The sequence below is a fragment of the Pseudomonas frederiksbergensis genome (genome assembly GCF_001874645.1).
In the GTDB taxonomy this organism is placed as follows: Bacteria; Pseudomonadota; Gammaproteobacteria; order Pseudomonadales; family Pseudomonadaceae; genus Aquipseudomonas; species Aquipseudomonas frederiksbergensis_B.
Genome location: NZ_CP017886.1, coordinates 1669267 through 1691697 on the forward strand (window position 1 = coordinate 1669267; position 22431 = coordinate 1691697).

Genomic DNA, 22431 nt, shown 5'->3' on the forward strand with positions numbered 1-22431 from the left:
TTAACGGGTGATGCCGCGAGTCGAAGACTGGATGGAGTCACGGAACACCGCGACTTCCGGGAACTCCTCCGACGGCTCGACCAACTCGGCAAGTGCTTGCTCGACCGTCAAACCCTGGCGATAAACCACTTTGTAGGCACGGCGTAATGCGTGGATCGCATCTTCGCTGAAGCCACGGCGACGCATGCCTTCAAAGTTCATGCTGCGGGCTTCGGCAGGGTTGCCGAACACCGTGACATAGGCCGGAACATCCTTGCCGATGGCCGTGCCCATGCCGGAAAAGCTGTGGGCGCCAATATGGCAATACTGATGGACCAGGGTAAAACCGGACAGGATCGCCCAGTCGTCGACGTGCACATGACCGGCCAATGCAGTGTTGTTGACCAGGATGCAGTTATTGCCGATAACGCTGTCATGGCCAATATGGGCATAGGCCATGATCAGGTTGTGATCACCCAGGGTCGTTTCGGAACGATCCTGAACGGTGCCACGGTGAATCGTCACGCCTTCACGGATGACATTGTGGTCACCGATCACCAGACGGGTTTCTTCACCCTTGTACTTCAAATCGGGCGTGTCCTCACCTACCGAGGAAAACTGGTAAATGCGGTTGTGCTTACCGATACGTGTCGGGCCTTTGAGAATCACATGCGGCCCAATCACTGTCCCCTCGCCGATTTCCACACCAGCGCCGACGATCGACCACGGGCCGACCTCGACGTCGTCGGCCAGAATGGCCGTCGGATCGATGATTGCGCGAGGGTCAATCAAACTCATAGTTTGCGTTCCGCACAGATGATTTCAGCAGAGCAGACTGGCTTGCCATCGACCGAAGCCTGGCATTCGAACTTCCAGATCTGACGCTTGCAGCTGATGAACCTGGCTTCAAGAATCAACTGATCACCCGGCAGAACCGGCTGGCGGAAACGCAGCTTGTCGGAGCCGACGAAGTAGTAAAGCGTGCCATCGGCAGGCTTGACGTCGAGCATTTTGAAACCAAGGATTCCGGCAGCCTGAGCCATCGCTTCAATGATCAGTACGCCCGGCATGATTGGATGCGCCGGGAAGTGACCGTTGAAGAACGGCTCGTTGATGCTGACATTCTTGTAGGCGCGAATGCGCTTGCCCTCAACATCCAGCTCCACTACCCGGTCCACCAACAGGAACGGGTAACGGTGAGGCAGGTATTCGCGAATCTCGTTGATGTCCATCATTTCGGGGGGAAGCCTATGTAAAGATTGGGAGCGCGCGACTGATGCACACTCCTCTAGCAAATCAAGGAGGCAGTCTAACGGCTGTGCACACTTGATATGGAAATGGTATCAGCCATCTGATGAAGCATTGCTGTCAGGGGTCACGCCCCCAACACGCTTTTCCAGCTGTCGCAGACGTCGCGCGATATCATCGAGCTGACGGATACGTGCCGCGCTTTTGCGCCACTCGGCAGCCGGTTGCATGGCCGTCCCGGACGAATAGGAACCCGGCTCGGTAATCGAGTGAGTCACCATGGTCATTCCGGTCAGGAATACGTTGTCGCAAATATCAATGTGCCCGACCAGCCCTACACCACCCGCCAGCATGCAGTGCTTGCCGATTTTGGTGCTGCCGGAAATCCCCACGCACGCCGCCATGGCGGTATGGTCACCGACTTGCACGTTGTGGGCGATCTGAATCTGGTTATCCAGCTTCACGCCATTGCCGATGATGGTGTCGGCCAACGCACCGCGGTCGATGGCGGTATTCACGCCAATCTCCACATCGTCACCGATCAACACCCCACCGACCTGGGCGATTTTCTGCCAGATGCCTTTTTCGTTGGCAAAACCAAAGCCTTCACCACCGAGCACCGCACCGGACTGAATGACCACGCGCTTGCCGACGCGAACGTCGTGGTACAGCGTCACACGCGGGGCCAGCCAGCCGCCCTCACCGATCTCGCTGCGCGCACCAATGAAGCAGTGTGCACCGACCGTCACGCCTGCGGCGATCCGCGCAGCGCTTTCGATCACGGCAAACGCACCAATACTCGCCGCCGGATCAACCACTGCATCCACTGCCACAACCGCTGTCGGATGGATACCGGCAGCAGCCTTTGGTTTGGGATCAAACAGATGGGAAACCCGTGCATACGCCAGGTACGGATCAGGCACAACCAGCGCATCACCGGCAAAGCCTTCTGCGTCAGCGGCCTTCAGCAACACGGCTGCGGCCTGGCTGTCGGCCAGATATTTACGGTATTGGGGATTTGCCAGAAAGCTCAACTGAGCTGGGCCAGCCTCCTGCAAAGTGGCTAGCCCAGTGATTTCTTTCTCCGCGGAGCCACGGAGAGTGGCGCCGAGGAACTCGGCCAATTGGCCGAGCTTTATAGTCGCTGTCATGGATTACTTCAGCTGATTCATGCGCTCGATAACCTGGCGAGTGATGTCGTACTGAGGCTTGACATCAATCACTGCGCCACGCTCGAAGACCAGGTCATAAGCACCTTTCTTGATGACTTCTTCCACAGCGCTGTCCAGTTTCGGCTTGAGCTGCTTCAGCATTTCACGGTCAGCAACGGCTTTGGCTTCGTTCAGTTCTTTGGACTGGAACTGGAAGTCACGGGCCTTTTGCTTGAATTCGAGCTCAAGACGCTCGCGCTCGCCCTGGGCCATTTTGTCGCCACCGCTAACCAGACGATCCTGGATGCCTTTGGCACTGCTTTCCAGGGTCTTGAGCTTGGTCAGCTGCGGGCCGAACTTCTTCTCGGCATCCACGGCGTACTTCTTCGCCGCGTCAGATTCCAGCAGCGCCATTTGATAGTTCAGTACCGCGATTTTCATTTCGGCAAATGCCGGGGTTGCTACCAGGACAGTTGCCAGGAGAACCAATTGAGTCAACTTACGCACGATGCACTCCTACAAAATCCATTGTCATTATCTTGGATCAGACTATTAGAAAGTCTGACCGAGGGAGAATTGGAACACCTGAGTCTCTGCATTGCTGTCCGGTTTCTTGACCGGCATTGCCAAGGCGAAGCTCAACGGACCAAGGGCGGTAACCCAAGTCACACCAACACCCACCGAACTCGCCATATTGGCCAGGCTGATGTCGTTGCACAGTGTTTTGGACTTCGAACCATCGGCGTTAGTGCTCTGCGTGCAACTCGAGTCGAACACGTTACCCACGTCCCAGAATACCGAAGTGCGCAAGGAACGCTGATCCTTCACGAACGGCAGAGGGAACAGAACCTCTACACCGCCCTGAATCAGGACGTTACCACCAAACGGCAGCGGATTCTGGTCCGGGTCGACGGAAGTTCCCGGGTTAACGCCACGGCTCGGCGTACTGCGAGGACCCAGAGTGCTGTCCTTGAAGCCGCGAACCGAGTTGAAACCACCCGCGTAGTAGTTCTCGTAGAACGGCAGGCCATTGGTCGAACCGTAACCATCACCATAGCCCAGCTCTGTATGCAGACGCATGGTGTAGTTATCGGTCAATGGCTGGAACAGCTGACCACGGTAATCGAGCTTGAAGAAAGACAGGTCGCTACCCGGTGTCGTCGCTTCCATCGTCAAACTCTGGGAATGACCACGGGTCGCCAGCACGCCTTTGTTCAGGGTCGATTCAGACCAACCGGCCGAAGCCTTGAAGTTCAGGTACTGGTCGCCTTCACGGTTAACGAAGTCAAAAATCTCGTCAACGGTGTACTGACCGGTCTTGATCTTGTCTTGCTGCGCAGTCAGACCAAAGGTCAGACGCGAAGTCTCGCTGATCGGATAACCGACGCTGACACCCGCACCCAGACTGTCTACCGCATAGCTGGATACGTTGACGTCGAGGTTTTTGTAGTCAGTGGTGCGATAGAAAGCGTTGTAACCCAGGCTCACGCCATCGGCAGTCCAGTACGGGTCGACATAACCGAAGTTGTAACGGCTCTGGTATTGGCTACGGGTCAAGCCGATGCTGACCTTGTTACCGGTACCCAGGAAGTTGTTCTGGGTAATCGAACCCCCCAGGATCAAACCGGCGCTCTGAGCAAAACCAACGCTGGCAGTAATCGAACCGGAAGCTTGCTCTTCAACGGCGTAGTTCACGTCAACCTGGTCATCGACACCCGGTACAGCCGGAGTCTCGACGTTGACTTCCTTGAAGAAGCCCAGACGTTCCAGACGGGTCTTGGATTGGTCGATCAGGTAGGTCGAAGCCCAGCCACCTTCCATCTGGCGCATTTCACGACGCAGCACTTCGTCTTCCGACTTGGTGTTGCCGCGGAAGTTGATACGGTTTACGTAAGCACGCTTGCCCGGATCGACCACAAAGGTGATATCAACCGTGTGATCGTCGTCATGCGGAGTCGGTACACCGTTGACGTTGGCGAAGGTGTAACCCTCGTTACCCAGACGACGGGTGATCAATTCAGAGGTGGTGGTCATCAGCTTGCGCGAGAACACCTGACCTTTTTGCACCAGCAGCAACGCCTTGACCTGGTCTTCAGGGACCTTCAGGTCACCGCTGAGCTTCACGTCACGAACGTTGTACTTCTGACCTTCGTTGACGTTAACGGTGATATAGACGTGTTTTTTGTCCGGAGTGATCGAAACCTGGGTCGAAGCGATATCCATGTTGATATAGCCACGGTCCAGGTAGTAGGAACGCAGACGTTCCAGGTCACCGGAAAGTTTTTCACGAGCGTACTTGTCATCGTTCTTGAAGAACGACAGCCAGTTGCTGGTCTTGAGTTCGAACAGGTCGATCAGGTCTTCGTCAGGGAAAACCGTGTTACCCACCACGTTGATGTGCTGGATAGCCGCGACAGTGCCTTCGTTGATATTGACCTTCAAGCCAACGCGGTTGCGCGGCTGAGGAACAACTTCAGTGTCGACGGTGGCCGAGTAGCGACCTTGAGCGACGTACTGACGCTGCAGTTCGTTACGCACGCCTTCAAGCGTCGCACGCTGGAAGATCTCGCCTTCGGCCAGACCGGATTGTTTAAGGCCTTTCATCAGGTCTTCAGTGGAGATCGCCTTGTTGCCTTCGATCTCGATACTGGCGACCGACGGGCGTTCGACTACCGTAATGACCAGGACATTGCCATCGCGGCCCAGCTGGATATCTTGAAAGAACCCGGTTTTGAACAGCGCACGAGTGGAATCCACCAGGCGACGATCATCCGCCTGTTCACCGACGTTCAACGGCAAGGCACCAAAGACGCTACCCGCGGATACCCGCTGGAGGCCATTGATACGAATATCAGAGATAGTGAAGGACTCGGCGTGAACTTCGGCGATCATCAATACGGTGAGAACCGCAGTTAGCAGCAGACGTTTCATGAAGTCCTTTCTTATTCCAACTGGCAATAAACAAACTGCCGCAAAATGCGGCAGATTCGCAATTCAGCGAAGCGTTACAGTCGACCCAGATCGTTGACCAGAGCAAGCAACATCACCCCGACCACCAAACTGATACCGATCTGTATCCCCCAACCCTGCACCCGATCCGACAAGGGACGACCACGCGCCCACTCGATCAGATAAAACAACAAATGCCCCCCATCCAGTACAGGAATGGGCAACAAATTCAGAACGCCCAGGCTAATACTCAGATAAGCCAGGAAATTCAGGAAATCAGCGACACCCGACTGGGCAGAAGCGCCCGCCACTTTAGCAATGGTTATCGGTCCACTCAAGTTTTTTACCGAGAGCTCGCCGAACAACATTTTCTTTAGTGAATCAAGGGTCAACACACTCATGGTCCAAGTGCGTCGAGCACCTTCGCCAATGGCTGCCACAGGACCGAAGCTGACCTCGCGAATCATGGATGGCGGCCAATCGACAGCCTTCACCCCGGCCCCCAGATAACCACTGGCCACTTTCGCCTTGTCGCGGGTTGCCAAGGTAACCGGGACGTCGATTTGAGCACCGTCACGCTCGATATGCAGCACAATTTTGGTATCAGGACGCACACGGACCCAATCAACCACCTGCTGCCAATCGGTCAGCGCCTGGCCATCGAGCGCCAGCAGACGGTCACCCGCCTTCAGGCCTGCAGCCTGCGCCGGGCCTTTAGGATCCAGCTCAGCCAACACGGGCGGCAATGCCGGACGCCAAGGACGAATACCCAGCGAACGAATCGGATCCGGCTCATCGGCCCCCTTGAGCCAATGGTCCAGGACCAGCTCACGCGGAGAATCGGCGGTAGAGCCCTGTTCGCGCACCAGCAATTGCAACGAACCGCTTTCACCAAGACGCCGGACCAGTTGCAGATTCACTGCCGCCCAACCCGAAGTCGGCTCGCCATCGATGGCGACGATTTCCTGCCCCGGATTCAAACCGGCCTTGGCGGCCATGCTGCCGACTTCAACCGCACCGATGACGGGGCGCACCTGCTCGGTGCCAAGCATCGCCAGCACCCAGAAAAACACCAACGCCAACAAAAAGTTGGCGATAGGCCCGGCAGCAACGATGGCGATGCGCTGACGAACGGATTTGCGATTAAAGGCCTGATCAAGCTGATCGGCCGGCACTTCGCCTTCACGCTCATCGAGCATCTTCACGTAACCACCCAAAGGGATGGCGGCGATCACGAACTCGGTGCCGCGCCGGTCATGCCAGCGCAGCAACGGTAAGCCGAAGCCCACGGAGAAACGCAGAACCTTGACGCCACAGCGACGCGCGACCCAGAAATGGCCAAATTCATGGAAGGTGACCAGCACGCCCAAAGCCACCAGGGTGCCGACAATCATATAGAGTGCGCTCATCTACTTTCTCCGCAATCCTATTCAGTGCTGCCGCAAGCCAACCAGCCGCAACACCTATCGCCCGTGACGACTCAACCAACGCTCGGCCAGGACACGCGCTTTCGCGTCCGCAGTGAAAACCGCATCGAGATCATCGACCGAAACCACAGGTTCGAGGTTTAACACCTCTTCGATGATACTCGCGATCTCCAGGTAACGGACACGCCCATCGAGAAAGGCTGCAACAGCCACCTCATTCGCGGCGTTCAGCATCGCCGGAGCACTGTTCCCGGCCTCCGCCGCCTGACGCGCCAGACGCAAGCACGGGAAGCGCTCTTCGTCGGGCGCCTGGAAATCCAGACGCGCGATTGCAAACAGATCAAGTGGCGCAACCCCGGAGTCGATGCGCTCAGGCCATGCCAGCGCATTGGCGATCGGCGTCCGCATATCCGGATTGCCCAACTGCGCCAATACCGAACCATCTACATAGTCGACCAGCGAATGAATCACGCTTTGCGGATGAATCACCACTTCGACCTGTGACGGCTTGGCATCAAACAGCCAACACGCCTCGATCAGCTCCAGGCCCTTGTTCATCATGCTGGCCGAATCGACCGAAATCTTGCGCCCCATCGACCAGTTGGGATGGGCACACGCCTGCTCTGGCGTAACATGCGCCAACTCAGCCATGGATGTCTGCCGGAACGGACCGCCAGAGGCTGTCAGTAAAATCCGTCGAACACCTACCGCGCCGAGCCCACGGGAAAAGTCTGCGGGCATGCACTGAAAGATCGCATTGTGCTCGCTGTCGATCGGCAGCAGCACCGACCCACTCTTGTGGACAGCCTGCATGAACAGCGCGCCGGACATCACCAGCGCTTCTTTGTTGGCCAGCAGAATCTTCTTGCCTGCCTCGACCGCCGCCAGTGTCGGACGTAATCCCGCCGCACCGACAATCGCCGCCATCACCGCATCGACTTCAGCGTCGGAGGCGACCTGACACAAGCCCTCCTCCCCCACCAGCACCCGTGTCGAAAGGCCCGCAGCCTGCAGATCGTCCTGCAGACGCCGGGCAGCCACGGGCTCTGGCACAACAGCAAAGCGCGGCACATGGCGGACGCACAAAGCCAACAGCTCACTCAGGCGAGAGAAGCCGCTCAAGGCAAAGACTTGATAGCGCTCAGGATGACGCGCGATGACATCAAGGGTGCTCAGACCAATAGAGCCGGTCGCCCCCAGGACAGTGATCTGTTGTGGGCGGCTCACGATGCAGCCATCCACAGCAATACCGCAAACACCGGAATCGCGGCGGTGAGACTGTCAATACGGTCCAGAATGCCACCATGACCCGGCAGCAGATTACTGCTGTCCTTGATGCCCGACTGGCGCTTGAACATGCTTTCGGTCAAATCGCCGACCACCGAGATAAACACGATAATCGCTGCGCCGATCAACCCTTTCAGCATCTCGCCAGTCGTCCAGTCACGCATCAGACCAACGATGGCGGTGATCACCAGACTCAGCAACAAGCCGCCGTACACGCCTTCCCAGCTCTTGCCAGGACTGACCTGCGGAGCAAGCTTGCGTTTGCCGAATGCCCGACCGGAAAAGTAAGCGCCAATGTCTGCACCCCAGACCAACACCATCACGGCCATGATCAGCCAGTTACCCAGCGGTTCCTGCTTGATCAGGATCAAACCTTGCCAGGCCGGCAACAGGATCAGCAGGCCGATTACCAGCTTGCAGACCGCGCAGGCCCAATGCTCGCTGGTCTTGGGATAGGTCAGCACCAGGTAGGTTGCCACCGCCCACCAGAGTACCGCCGCACCCAGCACCCAAGGCGAAAGCCCCGGCAGCACATGCATGACAAACAGCATCGACGCGACCACCGCCGCATAAGCGACGCGGATCGGTTGCGCAGTGAAACCCGCCAGACGCGCCCATTCCCAGGCACCAAGAGTCACGACCAGGCCGATAAACAGGGCAAAACCGGAACCCTCGAGCAGAAAAAATCCGCACAGGGCGATCGGTAGCAGGATCAGCGCAGTGATGATTCGTTGTTTAAGCATTAAACCCGGGCTCCAGCCTCGACCTGCTCACTCGTTTTACCGAAGCGACGCTGGCGAGAAGCGAAATCGGCCAATGCATTACGCATGGCTTCGTGTTTGAAGTCCGGCCAGAACAGGTCGGAGAAATACAGCTCGGAGTACGCCAACTGCCACAGCAGGAAGTTACTGATGCGATGTTCGCCGCCGGTACGAATGCACAAATCCGGCAACGGCAGATCACCGGTAGCCAGACAGGTCTGCAGCAACTCTGGAGTGATGTCATCCGGACGCAAATGCCCGGCCTGAACTTCTCGCGCCAGACGTTGCGCAGCCTGGGCGATATCCCATTGGCCGCCATAGTTGGCCGCGATCTGCAGGACAAAACGATTGGCGCCGACTGTCATTGCCTCTGCCTCACGCATGGCTGCTTGAAGCTCGGGATGAAAACGCGAACGATCGCCGATGATACGCAACGTGATGTTGTTGTCGTTGAGGCGCTTGGCCTCGCGACGCAACGCCTTGAAAAACAAATCCATCAAGGCGCTGACTTCATCGGCTGGACGCTGCCAGTTTTCACTGGAGAAGGCGAACAGGGTCAGTACTTCAACCCCGGCTTCAGCGCACACCTCAATGACCGCGCGTACAGCATCGACGCCAGCCTTATGCCCGGCAACACCGGGCAAGAAACGTTTTTTTGCCCAGCGATTATTGCCGTCCATGATGATCGCGACGTGACGCGGCACCGAGGACGGCACTGGCTGCTTGGTCTTTTCCATAAAAGCGCGACCCTTATACGGCCATCAAATCCGCTTCTTTTTGCTTCACGGCTGCTTCGATTTCCGCGACGAACTTGTCAGTCAGCTTCTGGATATCGTCAGCTGCGCGACGCTCTTCGTCTTCACTGATCTCTTTCTCTTTGACCAGGTCCTTGAGCTGGCTCAAAGCGTCACGGCGGATGTTGCGCACAGCCACACGACCGTCTTCTGCCGCTTCACGCGCCTGCTTGGTGAAGCCCTTGCGGGTTTCTTCGGTCAGCGCCGGCATGGAGATCAGCAACAGCTCGCCCAGGTTGGTCGGGTTGAAGCCCAGGCCCGAGCTCTGGATTGCCTTGTCGACGGCCGCCAGCATGTTGCGCTCGAAGGCCACGACTTGCAGGGTCCGCGAATCTTTAACGGTGACGTTGGCCACCTGGTTCAATGGAGTATCAGCGCCATAGTAAGGCACCATCACGCCACCCAGAATGCTTGGGTGAGCCTGGCCAGTACGGATTCGGCTGAACGCGTGCGCCAGCGATTCCAAGGATTTGGTCATGCGCTCTTGAGCGTCTTTCTTGATTTCGTTGATCATTGTTCGCCTTCCTCGATCAGGGTTCCTTCAGCGCCGCCATGTACGATGTTCAGCAGGGCGCCGGGCTTGTTCATGTTAAATACGCGCAGCGGCATCTTGTGGTCGCGGCACAGGCAAATAGCCGTCAGATCCATCACACCCAGCTTGCGATCCAGCACTTCATCGTAGGTCAGATGATCGAACTTCTCGGCATGCGGGTCTTTGAATGGGTCAGCGGTGTACACACCATCAACCTTGGTCGCTTTCAACACGACATCAGCATCGATCTCGATCGCACGCAGGCAGGCTGCCGAGTCCGTGGTGAAGAACGGGTTGCCGGTACCGGCAGCGAAGATGACCACTTCCTTGGCGTTCAGGTGACGCATGGCTTTGCGGCGATCGTAGTGATCGGTCACGCCTACCATGGAAATAGCCGACATCACGATGGCCGAGATATTCGCACGTTCCAGCGCATCACGCATGGCCAGAGCGTTCATCACAGTGGCCAGCATGCCCATGTGGTCGCCAGTGACCCGATCCATGCCGGCCGCACTCAGTGCCGCGCCGCGGAACAGATTACCACCACCAATCACCAGACCGACCTGAACACCGATACCGACCAGTTGGCCGACTTCCAGCGCCATGCGATCCAGAACCTTGGGGTCGATCCCGAACTCTTCGGAGCCCATCAGGGCCTCGCCGCTAAGCTTGAGTAGAATGCGTTTATAGCGAGCCTGATAACCACTGCCCTGCTGAGCCATTGCGAATCTCTCCTGCGGCGTATTTTAAAAAATTCTTTGCGGGCTGTTTGCAGCCTGCGTTCACTCTAACGTGACGCTATCACAGCGCCATCGGAACACGGCTTTGTAAGCCAGTTCCGACAGAAAACCAAATAAATTGGCTCCCCATCTGAAAAGAGGCTGCGCGCGTAAGCGGGCAGCCTCTTCAGGGCGACAGTTTAAAAAACCGTCTTACTGCTTGGCAGCAGCCAGTTGAGCAGCAACTTCTTCAGCGAAGTTGTCGACTGGCTTCTCGATGCCGTCGCCTACTTTGAAGTAGGTGAAGGAAACGATTTCAGCACCGGCTTTCTTAGCCAGTTCGCCAACCTTGATTTCAGGGTTCTTAACGAACGCCTGCTCAACCAGGCTTGCTTCAGCCAGGAACTTGCTGATACGGCCTTTGACCATGTTTTCAACAATGTTTTCTGGCTTGCCGGCGATCTTGTCAGCGTTGAGGGTCAGGAACACGCCTTTCTCGCGCTCGACCGCTTCAGCGGAAACTTCCGATGGCAGCAGGAATTCAGGGTTGGTCGCCGCTACGTGCATAGCGATGTCTTTGGCCAACTCAACGTTGCCGCCCTTCAGAACAACAGCTACACCGATTTTGTTGCCGTGCAGGTAACCACCGACAACATCACCTTCAACGCGAGCCAGGCGACGGATGTTGACGTTTTCGCCAACCTTGCCGACCAATACCAGGCGAGCGGCTTCTTGAGCTTCGATCAGAGGCTCAACGGTAGTCAGTTTGTCAGCGAACGCTTTTTCAACGCTAGCAGCAACAAATGCCTTGAAGTCGTCCTGCAGAGCCAGGAAGTCAGTCTGCGAGTTCACTTCCAGCAGGACTGCGGATTTACCGTCTTCCTTCAGAGCGATAGCGCCTTCAGCAGCGACGTTACCTGCTTTCTTGGCAGCCTTGATGGCGCCGGAAGCACGCATGTCATCAATGGCTTTTTCGATGTCGCCGCCAGCCTTGGTCAAGGCCTTTTTGCAATCCATCATGCCTTCGCCGGTACGCTCGCGCAGTTCTTTGACCAACGCTGCAGTAATCTCTGCCATTTCAAAATTCCTCTTGGATAGGTTATCAACCATTCCACCCGACCGAACGGGCGTTCAATTCTTCCCGAACCACCCTTGTTAGCTGCTGCACATTACAGATGCAGTAGCGACACCTCTAAAAACAGGCGCCAACAAATGGTTTTCGAGGTGGCAAAAAGGGGGCCAAGCCCCCTTTTTGCTTACTGAGTCAACGCCAAGGCGTCAATTACTCAGCTGCTGCTACCGGAGCTTCTTCAACGAACTGCTCGGTGCCGCCAGCAACGTGGTTGCGACCGCGGATTACAGCGTCAGCCATCGAACCCATGTACAGCTGGATAGCGCGGATTGCGTCATCGTTGCCTGGGATGATGTAGTCAACGCCTTCCGGGCTGCTGTTGGTATCGACTACGCCGATAACCGGGATGCCCAGCTTGTTGGCTTCGGTGATCGCGATGCGCTCGTGATCAACGTCGATAACGAACAGTGCGTCAGGCAGACCGCCCATGTCCTTGATACCACCCAGGGAACGATCCAGCTTTTCCAGGTCGCGAGTGCGCATCAGCGCCTCTTTCTTGGTCAGCTTGGCGAAAGTACCGTCTTCGGCTTGCACTTCAAGGTCACGCAGACGCTTGATGGAAGCACGGATGGTTTTGAAGTTGGTCAGCATGCCGCCCAACCAGCGGTGATCGACGTACGGCGAACCGCAACGTGCTGCTTCTTCAGCAACGATCTTGCCAGCGGAACGCTTGGTGCCGACGAACAGGATCTTGTTTTTGCCCTGGGCCAGACGTTCTACGAAAGTCAGAGCTTCGTTGAACATTGGCAGGGTTTTTTCAAGGTTGATGATGTGGATCTTGTTACGCGCGCCGAAAATGTACTTACCCATTTTCGGGTTCCAGTAACGGGTCTGGTGACCGAAGTGCACACCGGCCTTCAGCATATCGCGCATGTTGACTTGGGACATGATAGTTCCTTAATAAGTCGGGTTTGGCCTCCACGTATCCCAATGACCAACCAGCAGCATCAGCTGAAGGCACCCAGGTCATCGTGTCGACACGTGTGTGGATTTAAGCTTTTCGGGGTATACCCGGAAAGCGGCGCATTTTATACCACAAGGAGGGCGAAAACGAAACCCGGATTCTTAAAACCCGATAAGTGCTTTTGTTCCGGCCCTTGGAATCCCCCCAGAATGCGCCATTCTATAAACAGAAGCGATGCACAGAGGCGCAGATTTGCCGTGATCGTCTGTTAGAATCGCGTTTTTCAGGGCTGCGAGCAGCATCACGCAGAGCCCATTCCGTATAGAAAGCGCCACTGAGCGTAGAGAGAGCCTGTATGACCGTCACCCTCAAAACCCCAGAGGACATCGCAAAAATGCGTATCGCCGGCAAACTTGCCGCCGATGTGCTGGAAATGATTGCCGAATACGTCAAGCCGGGCGTCACGACCGAAGAGCTGGACCGCATCTGCCACGACTACATCGTCAACGAGCAGAAAGCCATCCCTGCCCCGCTCAACTACAAAGGCTTTCCGAAGTCGATCTGCACCTCGATCAACCACGTGGTCTGCCACGGCATCCCGAACGAGAAGCCGCTTAAAGATGGCGACACACTGAACATCGACGTCACTGTGATCAAAGATGGCTATCACGGCGATACCAGCCGCATGTTCCACGTCGGCAGCGTGCCGGTCTGGGCCGAACGCCTGTCACAAGTCACCCAGGAATGCATGTACAAGGCCATCGAGCTGGTCAAGCCTGGCTGCCGCCTCGGCGATATCGGCGAAGTCATCCAGAAGCACGCTGAAAAGAATGGCTTCTCGGTGGTTCGCGAGTTCTGCGGTCACGGGATCGGCAAAGTGTTCCACGAAGAACCGCAAATCCTGCATTACGGCCGCGCCGGTACCGGCATGGAACTGAAAGCCGGCATGACCTTCACCATCGAGCCGATGATCAATCAGGGCCGTGCCGACACCAAGGTACTCGGCGACGGCTGGACCGCAATCACCAAGGATCGCAAGCTGTCGGCCCAGTGGGAGCACACCCTGCTGGTGACCGAAACCGGCTACGAGATATTCACCCTGCGCAGCGATGACACCATCCCTCGCGTTTCGGCCTGATCTGACACGCTCTGCACCCAGCCTATAGAAGGAAAGCCAATCGATGCCGCAGGTGGACCCCGAACTCTTCGACCGCGGCCAGTTCCAGGCTGAACTGGCCCTGAAGGCAAGCCCGATTGCGGCCTTCAAGAAGGCCATCCGCCAGGCGCGAGAGGTGCTCGACGAGCGTTTTCGCAGCGGGCGCGATATTCGCCGGTTGATCGAGGATCGTGCCTGGTTCGTCGACAACATCCTGCAAAAGGCCTGGGAGCAGTTCAACTGGAGTGAAGACGCCGACATCGCGCTGGTCGCGGTCGGCGGCTACGGCCGCGGCGAGTTGCACCCCTACTCCGACATCGATTTGCTGATTCTGCTGGACAACGCCGATCACGAAGTTTTCCGCGATTCCATCGAGCGCTTTCTGACGCTGCTATGGGACATCGGCCTGGAAGTTGGCCAGAGCGTACGCTCGGTGGACGAATGCGCCGAACAAGCCCGCGCCGATCTGACCATCATCACCAACCTGATGGAAAGCCGTACCATTGCCGGCCCCGAGCATTTGCGTCAGCGCATGCTCGATGTCACCAGCACCGAGCACATGTGGCCGGCCAAGGAGTTTTTCCTGGCCAAACACACTGAACAAAAGGCACGTCACCACAAATACAACGACACCGAATACAACCTGGAACCCAACGTCAAAGGTTCGCCTGGCGGCCTACGGGATATTCAGACGATTCTATGGGTGGCACGCCGCCAATACGGCACGCTCAACCTGCGCGCACTGGCGGGCGAAGGCTTCCTGGTCGAAAGCGAGAACGCCCTGCTGGCCTCGTCCCAGGAGTTTTTGTGGAAGGTTCGCTACGCCCTGCACATGCTCGCCGGTCGCTCCGAAGACCGCTTGCTGTTTGACCACCAGCGCTCGATCGCCGGGCTGCTGGGTTTTGCAGGCGATGACGCCAAACACGCCATCGAAAACTTCATGCAGCAGTACTACCGGGTGGTGATGAGCATTGCCCAGCTCAGCGACCTGATCATCCAGCATTTCGAAGAAGTGATCCTCGCGCCGGAAGATGAAGCGCCGCCGCAACCGATCAACTCGCGCTTCCAGTTGCATGACGGCTACATCGAGGCGATCAACACCAACGTGTTCAGACGCACGCCGTTTGCCATGCTGGAAATTTTCGTGCTGATGGCCCAACAGCCGGAAATCAAAGGCGTGCGGGCTGACACTATTCGTCTGCTGCGGGAACACCGGCACCTGATCGATGACGATTTCCGCAATGACATTCGCAATACCAGCCTGTTCATCGAACTGTTCAAGTGCAAGATCGGCATCCACCGCAATCTGCGACGGATGAACCGTTACGGCATTCTCGGGCGCTACTTGCCAGAGTTCGGTTTTATCGTCGGGCAGATGCAGCACGACCTGTTCCATATTTATACGGTCGACGCCCACACCCTGAACCTGATCAAACACCTGCGTAAGTTGCAGTACACCCAGGTGTCCGAGAAATTCCCGCTGGCCAGCAAGCTCATGGGCAAGCTGCCCAAGCCGGAGCTGATCTACCTTGCCGGGCTGTACCACGACATTGGCAAGGGCCGGCATGGCGATCACTCGGATATCGGTGCGGTCGACGCCGAAGCATTCTGCCAGCGGCATCAACTGCCCGTGTGGGACAGCCGACTGATTGTCTGGCTGGTGCAAAACCACCTGGTGATGTCGACCACCGCACAGCGCAAGGACCTGTCCGACCCGCAAGTGATCCACGACTTCGCGCAGATCGTCGGCGACGAAATCCGCCTCGATTACTTGTACGTGCTGACCGTTTCGGACATCAACGCCACCAACCCGACGCTATGGAACTCCTGGCGCGCCAGCCTGTTGCGCCAGCTCTACACCGAAACCAAGCGGGCCTTGCGCCGCGGCCTGGAAAACCCGGTCGATCGCGAAGAGCAGATTCGCCAGACCCAAAGTGCCGCCCTGGACATTCTGGTGCGCGGCGGCACCGACCCGGACGATGTCGAACAACTCTGGTCGCAACTGGGCGATGATTATTTCCTCCGTCACACCGCGGGTGACGTGGCCTGGCACAGTGATGCAATCCTCCAGCAGCCAGCCGACGGCGGGCCACTGGTACTGATCAAGGAAACCACCCAGCGCGAATTCGAGGGCGGTACGCAGATCTTCATCTATGCACCGGACCAGCACGACTTCTTCGCCGTGACCGTGGCGGCGATGGACCAACTCAACCTGAACATTCACGACGCCCGGGTTATCACCTCTACCAGCCAGTTCACCCTCGACACCTATATCGTGCTCGACACCGACGGCGACTCGATTGGCGATAACCCGGCGCGGGTCAAGCAGATCCGCGACGGCCTGACCGAAGCCCTGCACAACCCGGACGACTACCCGACCATTATCCAGCGCCGTGTACCGCGCCAGCTCAAGCATTTCGCCTTCGCACCGCAAGTGACGATCCACAACGACGCCCTGCGCCAGGTGACGGTGCTGGAACTCAGCGCCCCGGACCGTCCTGGCCTGCTGGCGCGGATCGGAACAATCTTTCTCGAATTCGACCTGTCACTGCAGAATGCCAAGATTGCCACCCTCGGCGAACGGGTCGAAGACGTGTTCTTCATCACCGACGCGAACCATCACCCGTTGTCCGACCCACAGCTGTGCAGCCGCTTGCAGGAGGCGATCGTCGAACAACTGAGCGTCAGCCCTGAACCCTCTATCGAACTGGCGCGCATCAGCATCTGAATGCACACCAAGATCTAACTGCTTTGAGTGAGACCCCGCACCGATGAACAACGCCCTGAACCAGCTCCAGCCTTACCCGTTCGAGAAACTGCGCGCCCTGCTCGGTGCGGTGACGCCAACCCCTGACAAGCGCCCGATTGCACTGTCTATCGGCGAGCCGAAGCACCGCTCGCCAAGCTTTGTGGCGGAAGCGCTGGCGAACAATCTGGATCAGATGGCGGTGTACCCGAGCACGCTCGGCATCCCGGCCCTGCGCGAAGCCATTGCAGGCTGGTGCGAGCGCCGCTTTGGCGTACCGAGTGGCTGGATCGACCCGGCGCGCAACGTGCTGCCGGTCAACGGCACTCGCGAAGCGCTGTTCGCCTTCACTCAGACCGTGGTCAACCGCGGCGACGACGCACTGATTGTCAGCCCGAACCCGTTCTACCAGATCTATGAAGGCGCAGCGTTCCTCGCAGGCGCCAAACCGCATTACCTGCCGTGCCTGGATGAAAACGGCTTCAACCCGGACTTCGACGCGGTATCGGACGATATCTGGAAACGCTGCCAGATCCTGTTCCTGTGCTCGCCGGGCAACCCGACTGGCGCGCTGATCCCGGCCGAAACCCTGAAAAAACTGATCGCCCTGGCCGACGAACACGACTTCGTCATCGCTGCCGACGAGTGTTACAGCGAGCTCTACTTCGACGAACAGACTCCACCGCCAGGCCTGCTTAGCGCCTGCGTGGAACTGGGTCGCAAGGATTTCAAACGCTGCGTGGTTTTCCACAGCCTGTCCAAGCGTTCCAACCTGCCGGGCCTGCGCTCGGGTTTCGTCGCCGGGGACGCCGACATTCTCAAAGGCTTCCTGCTGTATCGCACCTACCACGGCTGCGCGATGCCGATTCAGACCCAACTCGCCAGCGTTGCCGCGTGGAATGACGAAGTGCATGTACGGGCCAACCGTGCGCTGTACCGCGAGAAATACGATGCGGTACTGGAAATCCTCAGCCCGGTCATGGATGTACAGCGCCCGGACGGCGGTTTCTACCTGTGGCCGAACGTTGAAGGCGATGATGCCGCGTTCTGCCGTGATCTGTTTGTCGAAGAACACGTGACGGTGGTGCCGGGGTCTTATCTGTCCCGTGAAGTTGACGGTTTAAATCCGGGGGCTGGCCGGGTGCGCCTGGCATTGGTCGCACCGCTGGCTGAATGCGTTGAGGCCGCCGAGCGGATTCGCGCATTCATCCAGCGCCGTCGATAACAGTTACGTCGCCCGTAGGAGCTGGCGAAGCCTGCGATCTTTTGATTTCCGGCGCCCTTGATGGCGCCAAAAGATCGCAGCCTGCGGCAGCTCCTGCATGAAATCCGCCCAGGGCTCCTAATCAATCGCCATTGAAGTGCCATATTGCTCGCTTAAGCTGCCTGCTGACAGCTGTACAAAAGTCGCAACTGGCAATGTGGCAAAGCCCGGTCGTGGTCGACGCCGAACCCGTCCGGTCATGGCATAATCCTTCACCTTTTATTTTCAGCACCTCCAAAGGGGGGCAATTCCTTGACCGTTTCAAGCAAAACGTTGCACCTTTTCGGCATCAAAGCCTGCGACACCATGAAGAAGGCGCGCACCTGGCTCGATGAAAACGCTGTTCATTTTGACTTTCATGATTACAAAACGGCCGGAATCGACCGTGAACACCTGACCCAGTGGTGCAACGAACACGGCTGGCAAGTGGTGCTCAACCGTGCAGGCACGACCTTTCGCAAACTCGACGACGAACGCAAAGCCGATCTCGACCAGACGAAAGCTATCGAACTGATGCTCGCACAACCTTCGATGATCAAGCGCCCGGTGCTCGATCTCGGTGACCGAACCCTGATTGGCTTCAAGCCAGACATTTACGCGGCAGCGCTCAAGTAAGCCAGCCCGTTCAATTTTGTTAGAGGTATAAACATGTCCACTACCCTGTTCAGCCTGGCCTTTGGTGTCGGCACGCAAAACCGTCAAGGTGCATGGCTGGAAGTGTTTTACGCAGCCCCAGTCCTCAAGCCATCGGCCGAACTGGTCGCCGCTATTGCCCCGATTCTGGGCTACACCGAAGGCAATCAGGCCATCGCTTTCAGCACCGCCCAGGCCGCGCAACTGGCTGAGGCCCTGAAAGGTATCGACGCTGTACAAGCGGCGCTGCTGACCCGCCTGGCCGAAAGCCACAAGCCGTTGGTCGCCACCCTGCTGGCCGAAGACGCACAACTGAGTTCCACCCCTGAGGCCTACCTCAAGCTGCACCTGCTGTCCCATCGCCTGGTCAAGCCACACGGCCTGAACCTGGCCGGGATCTTCCCGTTGCTGCCGAACGTGGCTTGGACCAGCCAGGGCGCAATCGACCTGAACGAACTGGCCGAGCATCAACTCGAAGCCCGTCTGCGTGGCGAACTGCTGGAAGTGTTCTCGGTCGACAAGTTCCCGAAAATGACCGACTACGTCGTGCCGGCTGGCGTGCGTATCGCTGACGCCGCGCGTATCCGTCTGGGCGCCTACGTTGGCGAAGGCACCACGGTGATGCACGAAGGTTTCGTCAATTTCAACGCCGGCACCGAAGGCCCGGGCATGATCGAAGGCCGCGTCTCTGCTGGCGTGTTCGTCGGCAAGGGGTCGGACCTGGGCGGCGGCTGCTCGACCATGGGCACCCTGTCGGGTGGCGGCAACATCGTGATCAAGGTCGGCGAAGGCTGCCTGATCGGCGCCAACGCCGGTATCGGCATTCCATTGGGCGACCGCAACACCGTTGAATCGGGCCTGTACGTGACCGCAGGCACCAAAGTGGCGTTGCTGGACGAAAACAACACACTGGTCAAAGTGCTCAAGGCCCGCGAACTGGCCGGCCAGCCTGACCTGTTGTTCCGCCGCAATTCGGAGACCGGTGCCGTGGAATGCAAAACCCACAAATCGGCCATCGAACTGAACGAAGCGCTGCACGCTCACAACTAAGCAGCCACTCGATGCCCTACGAGCAACCGGGCGCTATTATCAGCGCCCGGCCTGCTCAAACGAGTCTTGACCACCATGCTTGTGCCCTCGCCCTGGCGCGCCGATTTTCCGGCCATCGCCGCTCTGCAACGGCAAGACCAGACCTATCTGGACAACGCCGCCACCACCCAGAAACCCCAAGCCCTGCTCGATGCGCTGGCGCATTACTACGCCAACGGCGCGGCCAACGTCCATCGTGCGCAACACCTGCCCGGCGCCCACGCCACGCAGGCGTTCGAAGACAGCCGCAGCAAAGTCACGCACTGGCTCAATGCTGGCAACAGCGGGCAAATCATCTTTACCCATGGCGCAACCTCCGCGCTGAACCTCCTGGCCTATGGCCTGGAGCACCTGTTCAATCCTGGCGATGAAGTTGTCATCAGTGCCCTGGAACATCACGCCAACCTGTTGCCGTGGCAGCAACTGGCGCACCGTTGCGAGCTGAAACTGGTGGTGTTGCCACTGGACGTGGGCGGCCTGATCGATCTCAATGCCGCCGCTCAACTGATCGGCCCACGCACGCGGTTGCTGGCGGTCAGCCAGTTGTCCAACGTGCTCGGCGCGTGGCAGCCGTTAGCGCCGTTGCTGGCGCTGGCCAAGGCACAGAACGCCCTGACCGTGGTCGACGGTGCCCAAGGCGTGGTCCATGGCCGTCATGACGTGCAGGCGCTGGGTTGCGACTACTACGTTTTTTCCAGCCACAAACTCTATGGCCCGGACGGTCTCGGCGTGTTGTATGGCCGCAACGAAGCCTTGCAACAGCTGCGCCCATGGCAGTTCGGCGGCGAGATGGTGCTGGACGCCAACTACCACGATGCGCGTTTCCGCCCGGCCCCGCTGGGCTTTGAAGCCGGCACACCACCGATTGCCAGCGTGATTGGCCTGGGGGCGACCCTCGACTATCTCACCGGCCTGGACCAGGACGCCGTGTGCGCCCACGAAGCCGCGCTCCATGATTACCTGTTGAAGGGCTTGCAGGCGCGCAATGGCATTCGCCTGCTGGGCAAACCGCAACTGGCACTGGCCAGTTTTGTCGTTGAAGGCGTGCACAACGCCGATTTGGCGCATCTGCTCACCGAACAGGGCATTGCCGTGCGCGCCGGGCACCACTGCGCCATGCCGTTGCTGAAAAGCTTCGAACTGGCGGGAGCGATACGGGTTTCGTTGGCGCTGTATAACGACTCGGAAGACCTTGAGCGCTTTTTCGAAGCGCTTGATCAGGCGCTGGAGTTGTTGCGATGAGCCTGCCGGCGGATGCCATTACGGCAGTGGAAACCTTTCAGGCCGCCGCTGGCTGGGAACAACGTGCCCGGTTGCTGATGCAATGGGGCGAACGACTTCCAGCGTTGAGCGATGCAGACAAGACCGACGCCAATCGCGTACACGGCTGCGAAAGTCAGGTGTGGCTGGTGGGCGCGCTGCAAGACGGCCATTGGCAGTTTGCTGCCAGCAGCGATGCGCGGTTGATACGCGGACTGGTGGCGTTGCTGCTGGCGCGGGTCAACGGGTTATCCACTGAAGCACTGCAGCAGGTTGATCTGCCGGACTGGTTTGATCAATTGGGCCTGAGCCGACAGCTGTCGCCGTCACGCAGTAATGGCTTGAATGCGGTGTTGCAACGGATGCGGAGCTTGAGCGACGTGTAGGAGCTGCCGCAGGCTGCGATCTTTTGATCTATAGCGTGATCACTTACGCCGAAGATCAAAAGAAAGATCAAAAGATCGCAGCCTGCGGCAGCTCCTACAGGGGTTTGATCTTGTCCGCAGGGCGCCGCACACCTGCGACAATCTTATCCACAGCCTTGGTCGCGGCGACCATGCCAAAAGTCGCGGTCACCATCATCACGGCGCCGAAACCGCCGGCGCAGTCGAGTTTCACGCCATCGCCGACAAAGCTTTTCTGCAAGCAAATGCTGCCATCGGGTTTCGGATAGCGCAGTTGCTCGGTGGAGAATACGCACGGCACGCTGTAGTGACGGGTCACGGTGCGCGAGAAACCATAATCGCGACGCAGCGTGGAGCGCACTTTCGAGGCCAGCGGGTCATTGAAGGTACGGTTCAGGTCACACACCTGGATCAGCGTCGGATCGATCTGCCCGCCTGCACCGCCAGTGGTGATGATCTGAATCTTGCGACGTTTGCACCAGGCGATCAGCGCAGCCTTGGCGTTGACGCTGTCGATGCAGTCGATTACGCAGTCGATGTTTGGCGTGATGTACTCGGCCATGGTCTCGCGTGTGACGAAATCCGTCACCGTGTGCACGATGCACTCCGGGTTGATCCCGCGCAGGCGCTCAGCCATCACCTCGACCTTGGGTTTTCCGACGGTGCTGTCCAGTGCATGCAACTGACGATTGACGTTGCTGACGCACACGTCATCGAGGTCGAACAGCGAGATTTCGCCGACACCGCAACGGGCCATGGCTTCGGCCGCCCAGGAACCGACGCCACCGACGCCAACAATCGCCACATGGGCCGCGCGCAAACGCGCAAGGCCTTCGATGCCATACAAACGGGCAATGCCAGCAAACCGCGGATCTTCTGTACTCATGACCACTACCCTAAAAACCGGCGCGCATTATAGGGCCGATGCGTGCCAAGAACATCTTTGCGCTATAAACGGCAGCGAGTCCTGCTTTAATTAAGCCAACATTTGTACAT

21 protein-coding genes are annotated in these 22431 nt (G+C 58.1%); 7 read left to right on the forward strand and 14 right to left on the reverse strand.

The annotated features are described in order from the left end of the window. From lpxA to rpsB, 13 genes are all read right to left on the reverse strand, one after another. Positions 1 to 777, reverse strand: a complete 777-nt coding sequence (gene lpxA, locus BLL42_RS08355; protein ID WP_071551633.1) for an acyl-ACP--UDP-N-acetylglucosamine O-acyltransferase — start codon at positions 775 to 777, stop codon at positions 1 to 3. Continuing rightward, positions 774 to 1214, reverse strand: coding sequence for a 3-hydroxyacyl-ACP dehydratase FabZ (fabZ, locus tag BLL42_RS08360; RefSeq protein ID WP_071551634.1), 441 nt, complete (start codon positions 1212 to 1214; stop codon positions 774 to 776). Before fabZ ends, lpxA begins: the two co-directional genes overlap by 4 nt. Positions 1215 to 1322: 108 nt before the next feature. After that, the gene (lpxD, locus tag BLL42_RS08365) at positions 1323 to 2378 is read right to left on the reverse strand and encodes a UDP-3-O-(3-hydroxymyristoyl)glucosamine N-acyltransferase (RefSeq protein WP_071551635.1); all 1056 of its coding nucleotides are present in this window, start codon (positions 2376 to 2378) and stop codon (positions 1323 to 1325) included. A gap of 3 nt (positions 2379 to 2381) precedes the next feature. Continuing rightward, positions 2382 to 2885: an OmpH/Skp family outer membrane protein gene (locus tag BLL42_RS08370; protein WP_071551636.1), complete on the reverse strand. Its 504-nt coding sequence runs from the start codon at positions 2883 to 2885 to the stop codon at positions 2382 to 2384. A 45-nt stretch (positions 2886 to 2930) separates the two neighbouring features. Further along, positions 2931 to 5309, reverse strand: a complete 2379-nt coding sequence (gene bamA, locus BLL42_RS08375) for an outer membrane protein assembly factor BamA (RefSeq protein WP_071551637.1) — start codon at positions 5307 to 5309, stop codon at positions 2931 to 2933. Positions 5310 to 5383: 74 nt separating this feature from the next. Then, positions 5384 to 6736, reverse strand: a complete 1353-nt coding sequence (gene rseP, locus BLL42_RS08380; RefSeq protein WP_071551638.1) for a sigma E protease regulator RseP — start codon at positions 6734 to 6736, stop codon at positions 5384 to 5386. Between the two features lie 54 nt (positions 6737 to 6790). After that, positions 6791 to 7981 (reverse strand): 1-deoxy-D-xylulose-5-phosphate reductoisomerase, encoded by a 1191-nt coding sequence (gene ispC / locus BLL42_RS08385; protein ID WP_071551639.1) that lies wholly within the window; start codon positions 7979 to 7981, stop codon positions 6791 to 6793. Continuing rightward, positions 7978 to 8784: a phosphatidate cytidylyltransferase gene (locus BLL42_RS08390; protein ID WP_071551640.1), complete on the reverse strand. Its 807-nt coding sequence runs from the start codon at positions 8782 to 8784 to the stop codon at positions 7978 to 7980. Before BLL42_RS08390 ends, ispC begins: the two co-directional genes overlap by 4 nt. Further along, complete coding sequence (gene uppS / locus BLL42_RS08395) at positions 8784 to 9539, reverse strand: polyprenyl diphosphate synthase (protein WP_071551641.1); 756 nt, start codon at positions 9537 to 9539, stop codon at positions 8784 to 8786. Before uppS ends, BLL42_RS08390 begins: the two co-directional genes overlap by 1 nt. 13 nt (positions 9540 to 9552) lie before the next feature. Further along, positions 9553 to 10110: a ribosome recycling factor gene (gene frr, locus BLL42_RS08400; RefSeq protein WP_071551642.1), complete on the reverse strand. Its 558-nt coding sequence runs from the start codon at positions 10108 to 10110 to the stop codon at positions 9553 to 9555. Beyond that, positions 10107 to 10850, reverse strand: coding sequence for a UMP kinase (gene pyrH, locus BLL42_RS08405; protein WP_019692086.1), 744 nt, complete (start codon positions 10848 to 10850; stop codon positions 10107 to 10109). The genes frr and pyrH overlap by 4 nt, the downstream gene beginning before the upstream one ends. A gap of 210 nt (positions 10851 to 11060) precedes the next feature. Then, positions 11061 to 11924: a translation elongation factor Ts gene (gene tsf / locus BLL42_RS08410; RefSeq protein WP_071551643.1), complete on the reverse strand. Its 864-nt coding sequence runs from the start codon at positions 11922 to 11924 to the stop codon at positions 11061 to 11063. A 205-nt stretch (positions 11925 to 12129) separates the two neighbouring features. After that, positions 12130 to 12867, reverse strand: coding sequence for a 30S ribosomal protein S2 (gene rpsB / locus BLL42_RS08415; protein ID WP_003219330.1), 738 nt, complete (start codon positions 12865 to 12867; stop codon positions 12130 to 12132). Positions 12868 to 13238: 371 nt separating this feature from the next. On the opposite strand from rpsB, the gene map reads away from it, so the two are divergent. The 7 genes from map (at position 13239) to BLL42_RS08450 (ending at position 21417) form a co-directional block, all read left to right on the forward strand. Continuing rightward, the gene (gene map, locus BLL42_RS08420) at positions 13239 to 14021 is read left to right on the forward strand and encodes a type I methionyl aminopeptidase (RefSeq protein WP_071551644.1); all 783 of its coding nucleotides are present in this window, start codon (positions 13239 to 13241) and stop codon (positions 14019 to 14021) included. 43 nt (positions 14022 to 14064) lie between these two features. Beyond that, on the forward strand, positions 14065 to 16767 hold the full coding sequence (locus tag BLL42_RS08425; RefSeq protein WP_071551645.1) for a [protein-PII] uridylyltransferase: 2703 nt from the start codon (positions 14065 to 14067) through the stop codon (positions 16765 to 16767). A gap of 43 nt (positions 16768 to 16810) precedes the next feature. Continuing rightward, entirely contained in the window at positions 16811 to 18010 is a 1200-nt protein-coding gene (gene dapC, locus BLL42_RS08430; RefSeq protein WP_071551646.1) for a succinyldiaminopimelate transaminase, read from the forward strand. Between the two features lie 345 nt (positions 18011 to 18355). Beyond that, positions 18356 to 18664 (forward strand): arsenate reductase, encoded by a 309-nt coding sequence (locus BLL42_RS08435; RefSeq protein ID WP_236721989.1) that lies wholly within the window; start codon positions 18356 to 18358, stop codon positions 18662 to 18664. A 33-nt stretch (positions 18665 to 18697) separates the two neighbouring features. Then, a complete protein-coding gene (gene dapD / locus BLL42_RS08440; protein WP_071551648.1) occupies positions 18698 to 19732 on the forward strand; it encodes a 2,3,4,5-tetrahydropyridine-2,6-dicarboxylate N-succinyltransferase in 1035 nt (344 codons plus the stop codon). Between the two features lie 75 nt (positions 19733 to 19807). Further along, positions 19808 to 21013 (forward strand): aminotransferase class V-fold PLP-dependent enzyme, encoded by a 1206-nt coding sequence (locus tag BLL42_RS08445; RefSeq protein WP_071551649.1) that lies wholly within the window; start codon positions 19808 to 19810, stop codon positions 21011 to 21013. Beyond that, entirely contained in the window at positions 21010 to 21417 is a 408-nt protein-coding gene (locus BLL42_RS08450; protein ID WP_071551650.1) for a SufE family protein, read from the forward strand. The genes BLL42_RS08445 and BLL42_RS08450 overlap by 4 nt, the downstream gene beginning before the upstream one ends. Positions 21418 to 21511: 94 nt before the next feature. Here BLL42_RS08450 and tcdA read toward each other — a convergent pair whose 3' ends face one another. Next, positions 21512 to 22321 carry a tRNA cyclic N6-threonylcarbamoyladenosine(37) synthase TcdA gene (tcdA, locus tag BLL42_RS08455; protein WP_167368535.1) on the reverse strand — a complete coding sequence of 270 codons (810 nt, stop codon included), beginning with the start codon at positions 22319 to 22321 and terminating at the stop codon, positions 21512 to 21514. Positions 22322 to 22431 lie beyond the last annotated feature (110 nt).

Bases quoted from the DNA above. Each gene is read 5' to 3' on its own strand.
- lpxA (WP_071551633.1), bottom strand. From the start codon at position 777: ATGAGTTTGATTGACCCTCGCGCAATCATCGATCCGACGGCCATTCTG.
- fabZ (WP_071551634.1), bottom strand. From the start codon at position 1,214: ATGATGGACATCAACGAGATTCGCGAATACCTGCCTCACCGTTACCCG.
- lpxD (WP_071551635.1), bottom strand. From the start codon at position 2,378: ATGACAGCGACTATAAAGCTCGGCCAATTGGCCGAGTTCCTCGGCGCC.
- bamA (WP_071551637.1), bottom strand. From the start codon at position 5,309: ATGAAACGTCTGCTGCTAACTGCGGTTCTCACCGTATTGATGATCGCC.
- rseP (WP_071551638.1), bottom strand. From the start codon at position 6,736: ATGAGCGCACTCTATATGATTGTCGGCACCCTGGTGGCTTTGGGCGTG.
- BLL42_RS08390 (WP_071551640.1), bottom strand. From the start codon at position 8,784: ATGCTTAAACAACGAATCATCACTGCGCTGATCCTGCTACCGATCGCC.
- uppS (WP_071551641.1), bottom strand. From the start codon at position 9,539: ATGGAAAAGACCAAGCAGCCAGTGCCGTCCTCGGTGCCGCGTCACGTC.
- frr (WP_071551642.1), bottom strand. From the start codon at position 10,110: ATGATCAACGAAATCAAGAAAGACGCTCAAGAGCGCATGACCAAATCC.
- pyrH (WP_019692086.1), bottom strand. From the start codon at position 10,850: ATGGCTCAGCAGGGCAGTGGTTATCAGGCTCGCTATAAACGCATTCTA.
- tsf (WP_071551643.1), bottom strand. From the start codon at position 11,924: ATGGCAGAGATTACTGCAGCGTTGGTCAAAGAACTGCGCGAGCGTACC.
- rpsB (WP_003219330.1), bottom strand. From the start codon at position 12,867: ATGTCCCAAGTCAACATGCGCGATATGCTGAAGGCCGGTGTGCACTTC.
- map (WP_071551644.1), top strand. From the start codon at position 13,239: ATGACCGTCACCCTCAAAACCCCAGAGGACATCGCAAAAATGCGTATC.
- BLL42_RS08425 (WP_071551645.1), top strand. From the start codon at position 14,065: ATGCCGCAGGTGGACCCCGAACTCTTCGACCGCGGCCAGTTCCAGGCT.
- dapC (WP_071551646.1), top strand. From the start codon at position 16,811: ATGAACAACGCCCTGAACCAGCTCCAGCCTTACCCGTTCGAGAAACTG.
- BLL42_RS08435 (WP_236721989.1), top strand. From the start codon at position 18,356: ATGAAGAAGGCGCGCACCTGGCTCGATGAAAACGCTGTTCATTTTGAC.
- dapD (WP_071551648.1), top strand. From the start codon at position 18,698: ATGTCCACTACCCTGTTCAGCCTGGCCTTTGGTGTCGGCACGCAAAAC.
- BLL42_RS08445 (WP_071551649.1), top strand. From the start codon at position 19,808: ATGCTTGTGCCCTCGCCCTGGCGCGCCGATTTTCCGGCCATCGCCGCT.
- BLL42_RS08450 (WP_071551650.1), top strand. From the start codon at position 21,010: ATGAGCCTGCCGGCGGATGCCATTACGGCAGTGGAAACCTTTCAGGCC.
- tcdA (WP_167368535.1), bottom strand. From the start codon at position 22,321: ATGAGTACAGAAGATCCGCGGTTTGCTGGCATTGCCCGTTTGTATGGC.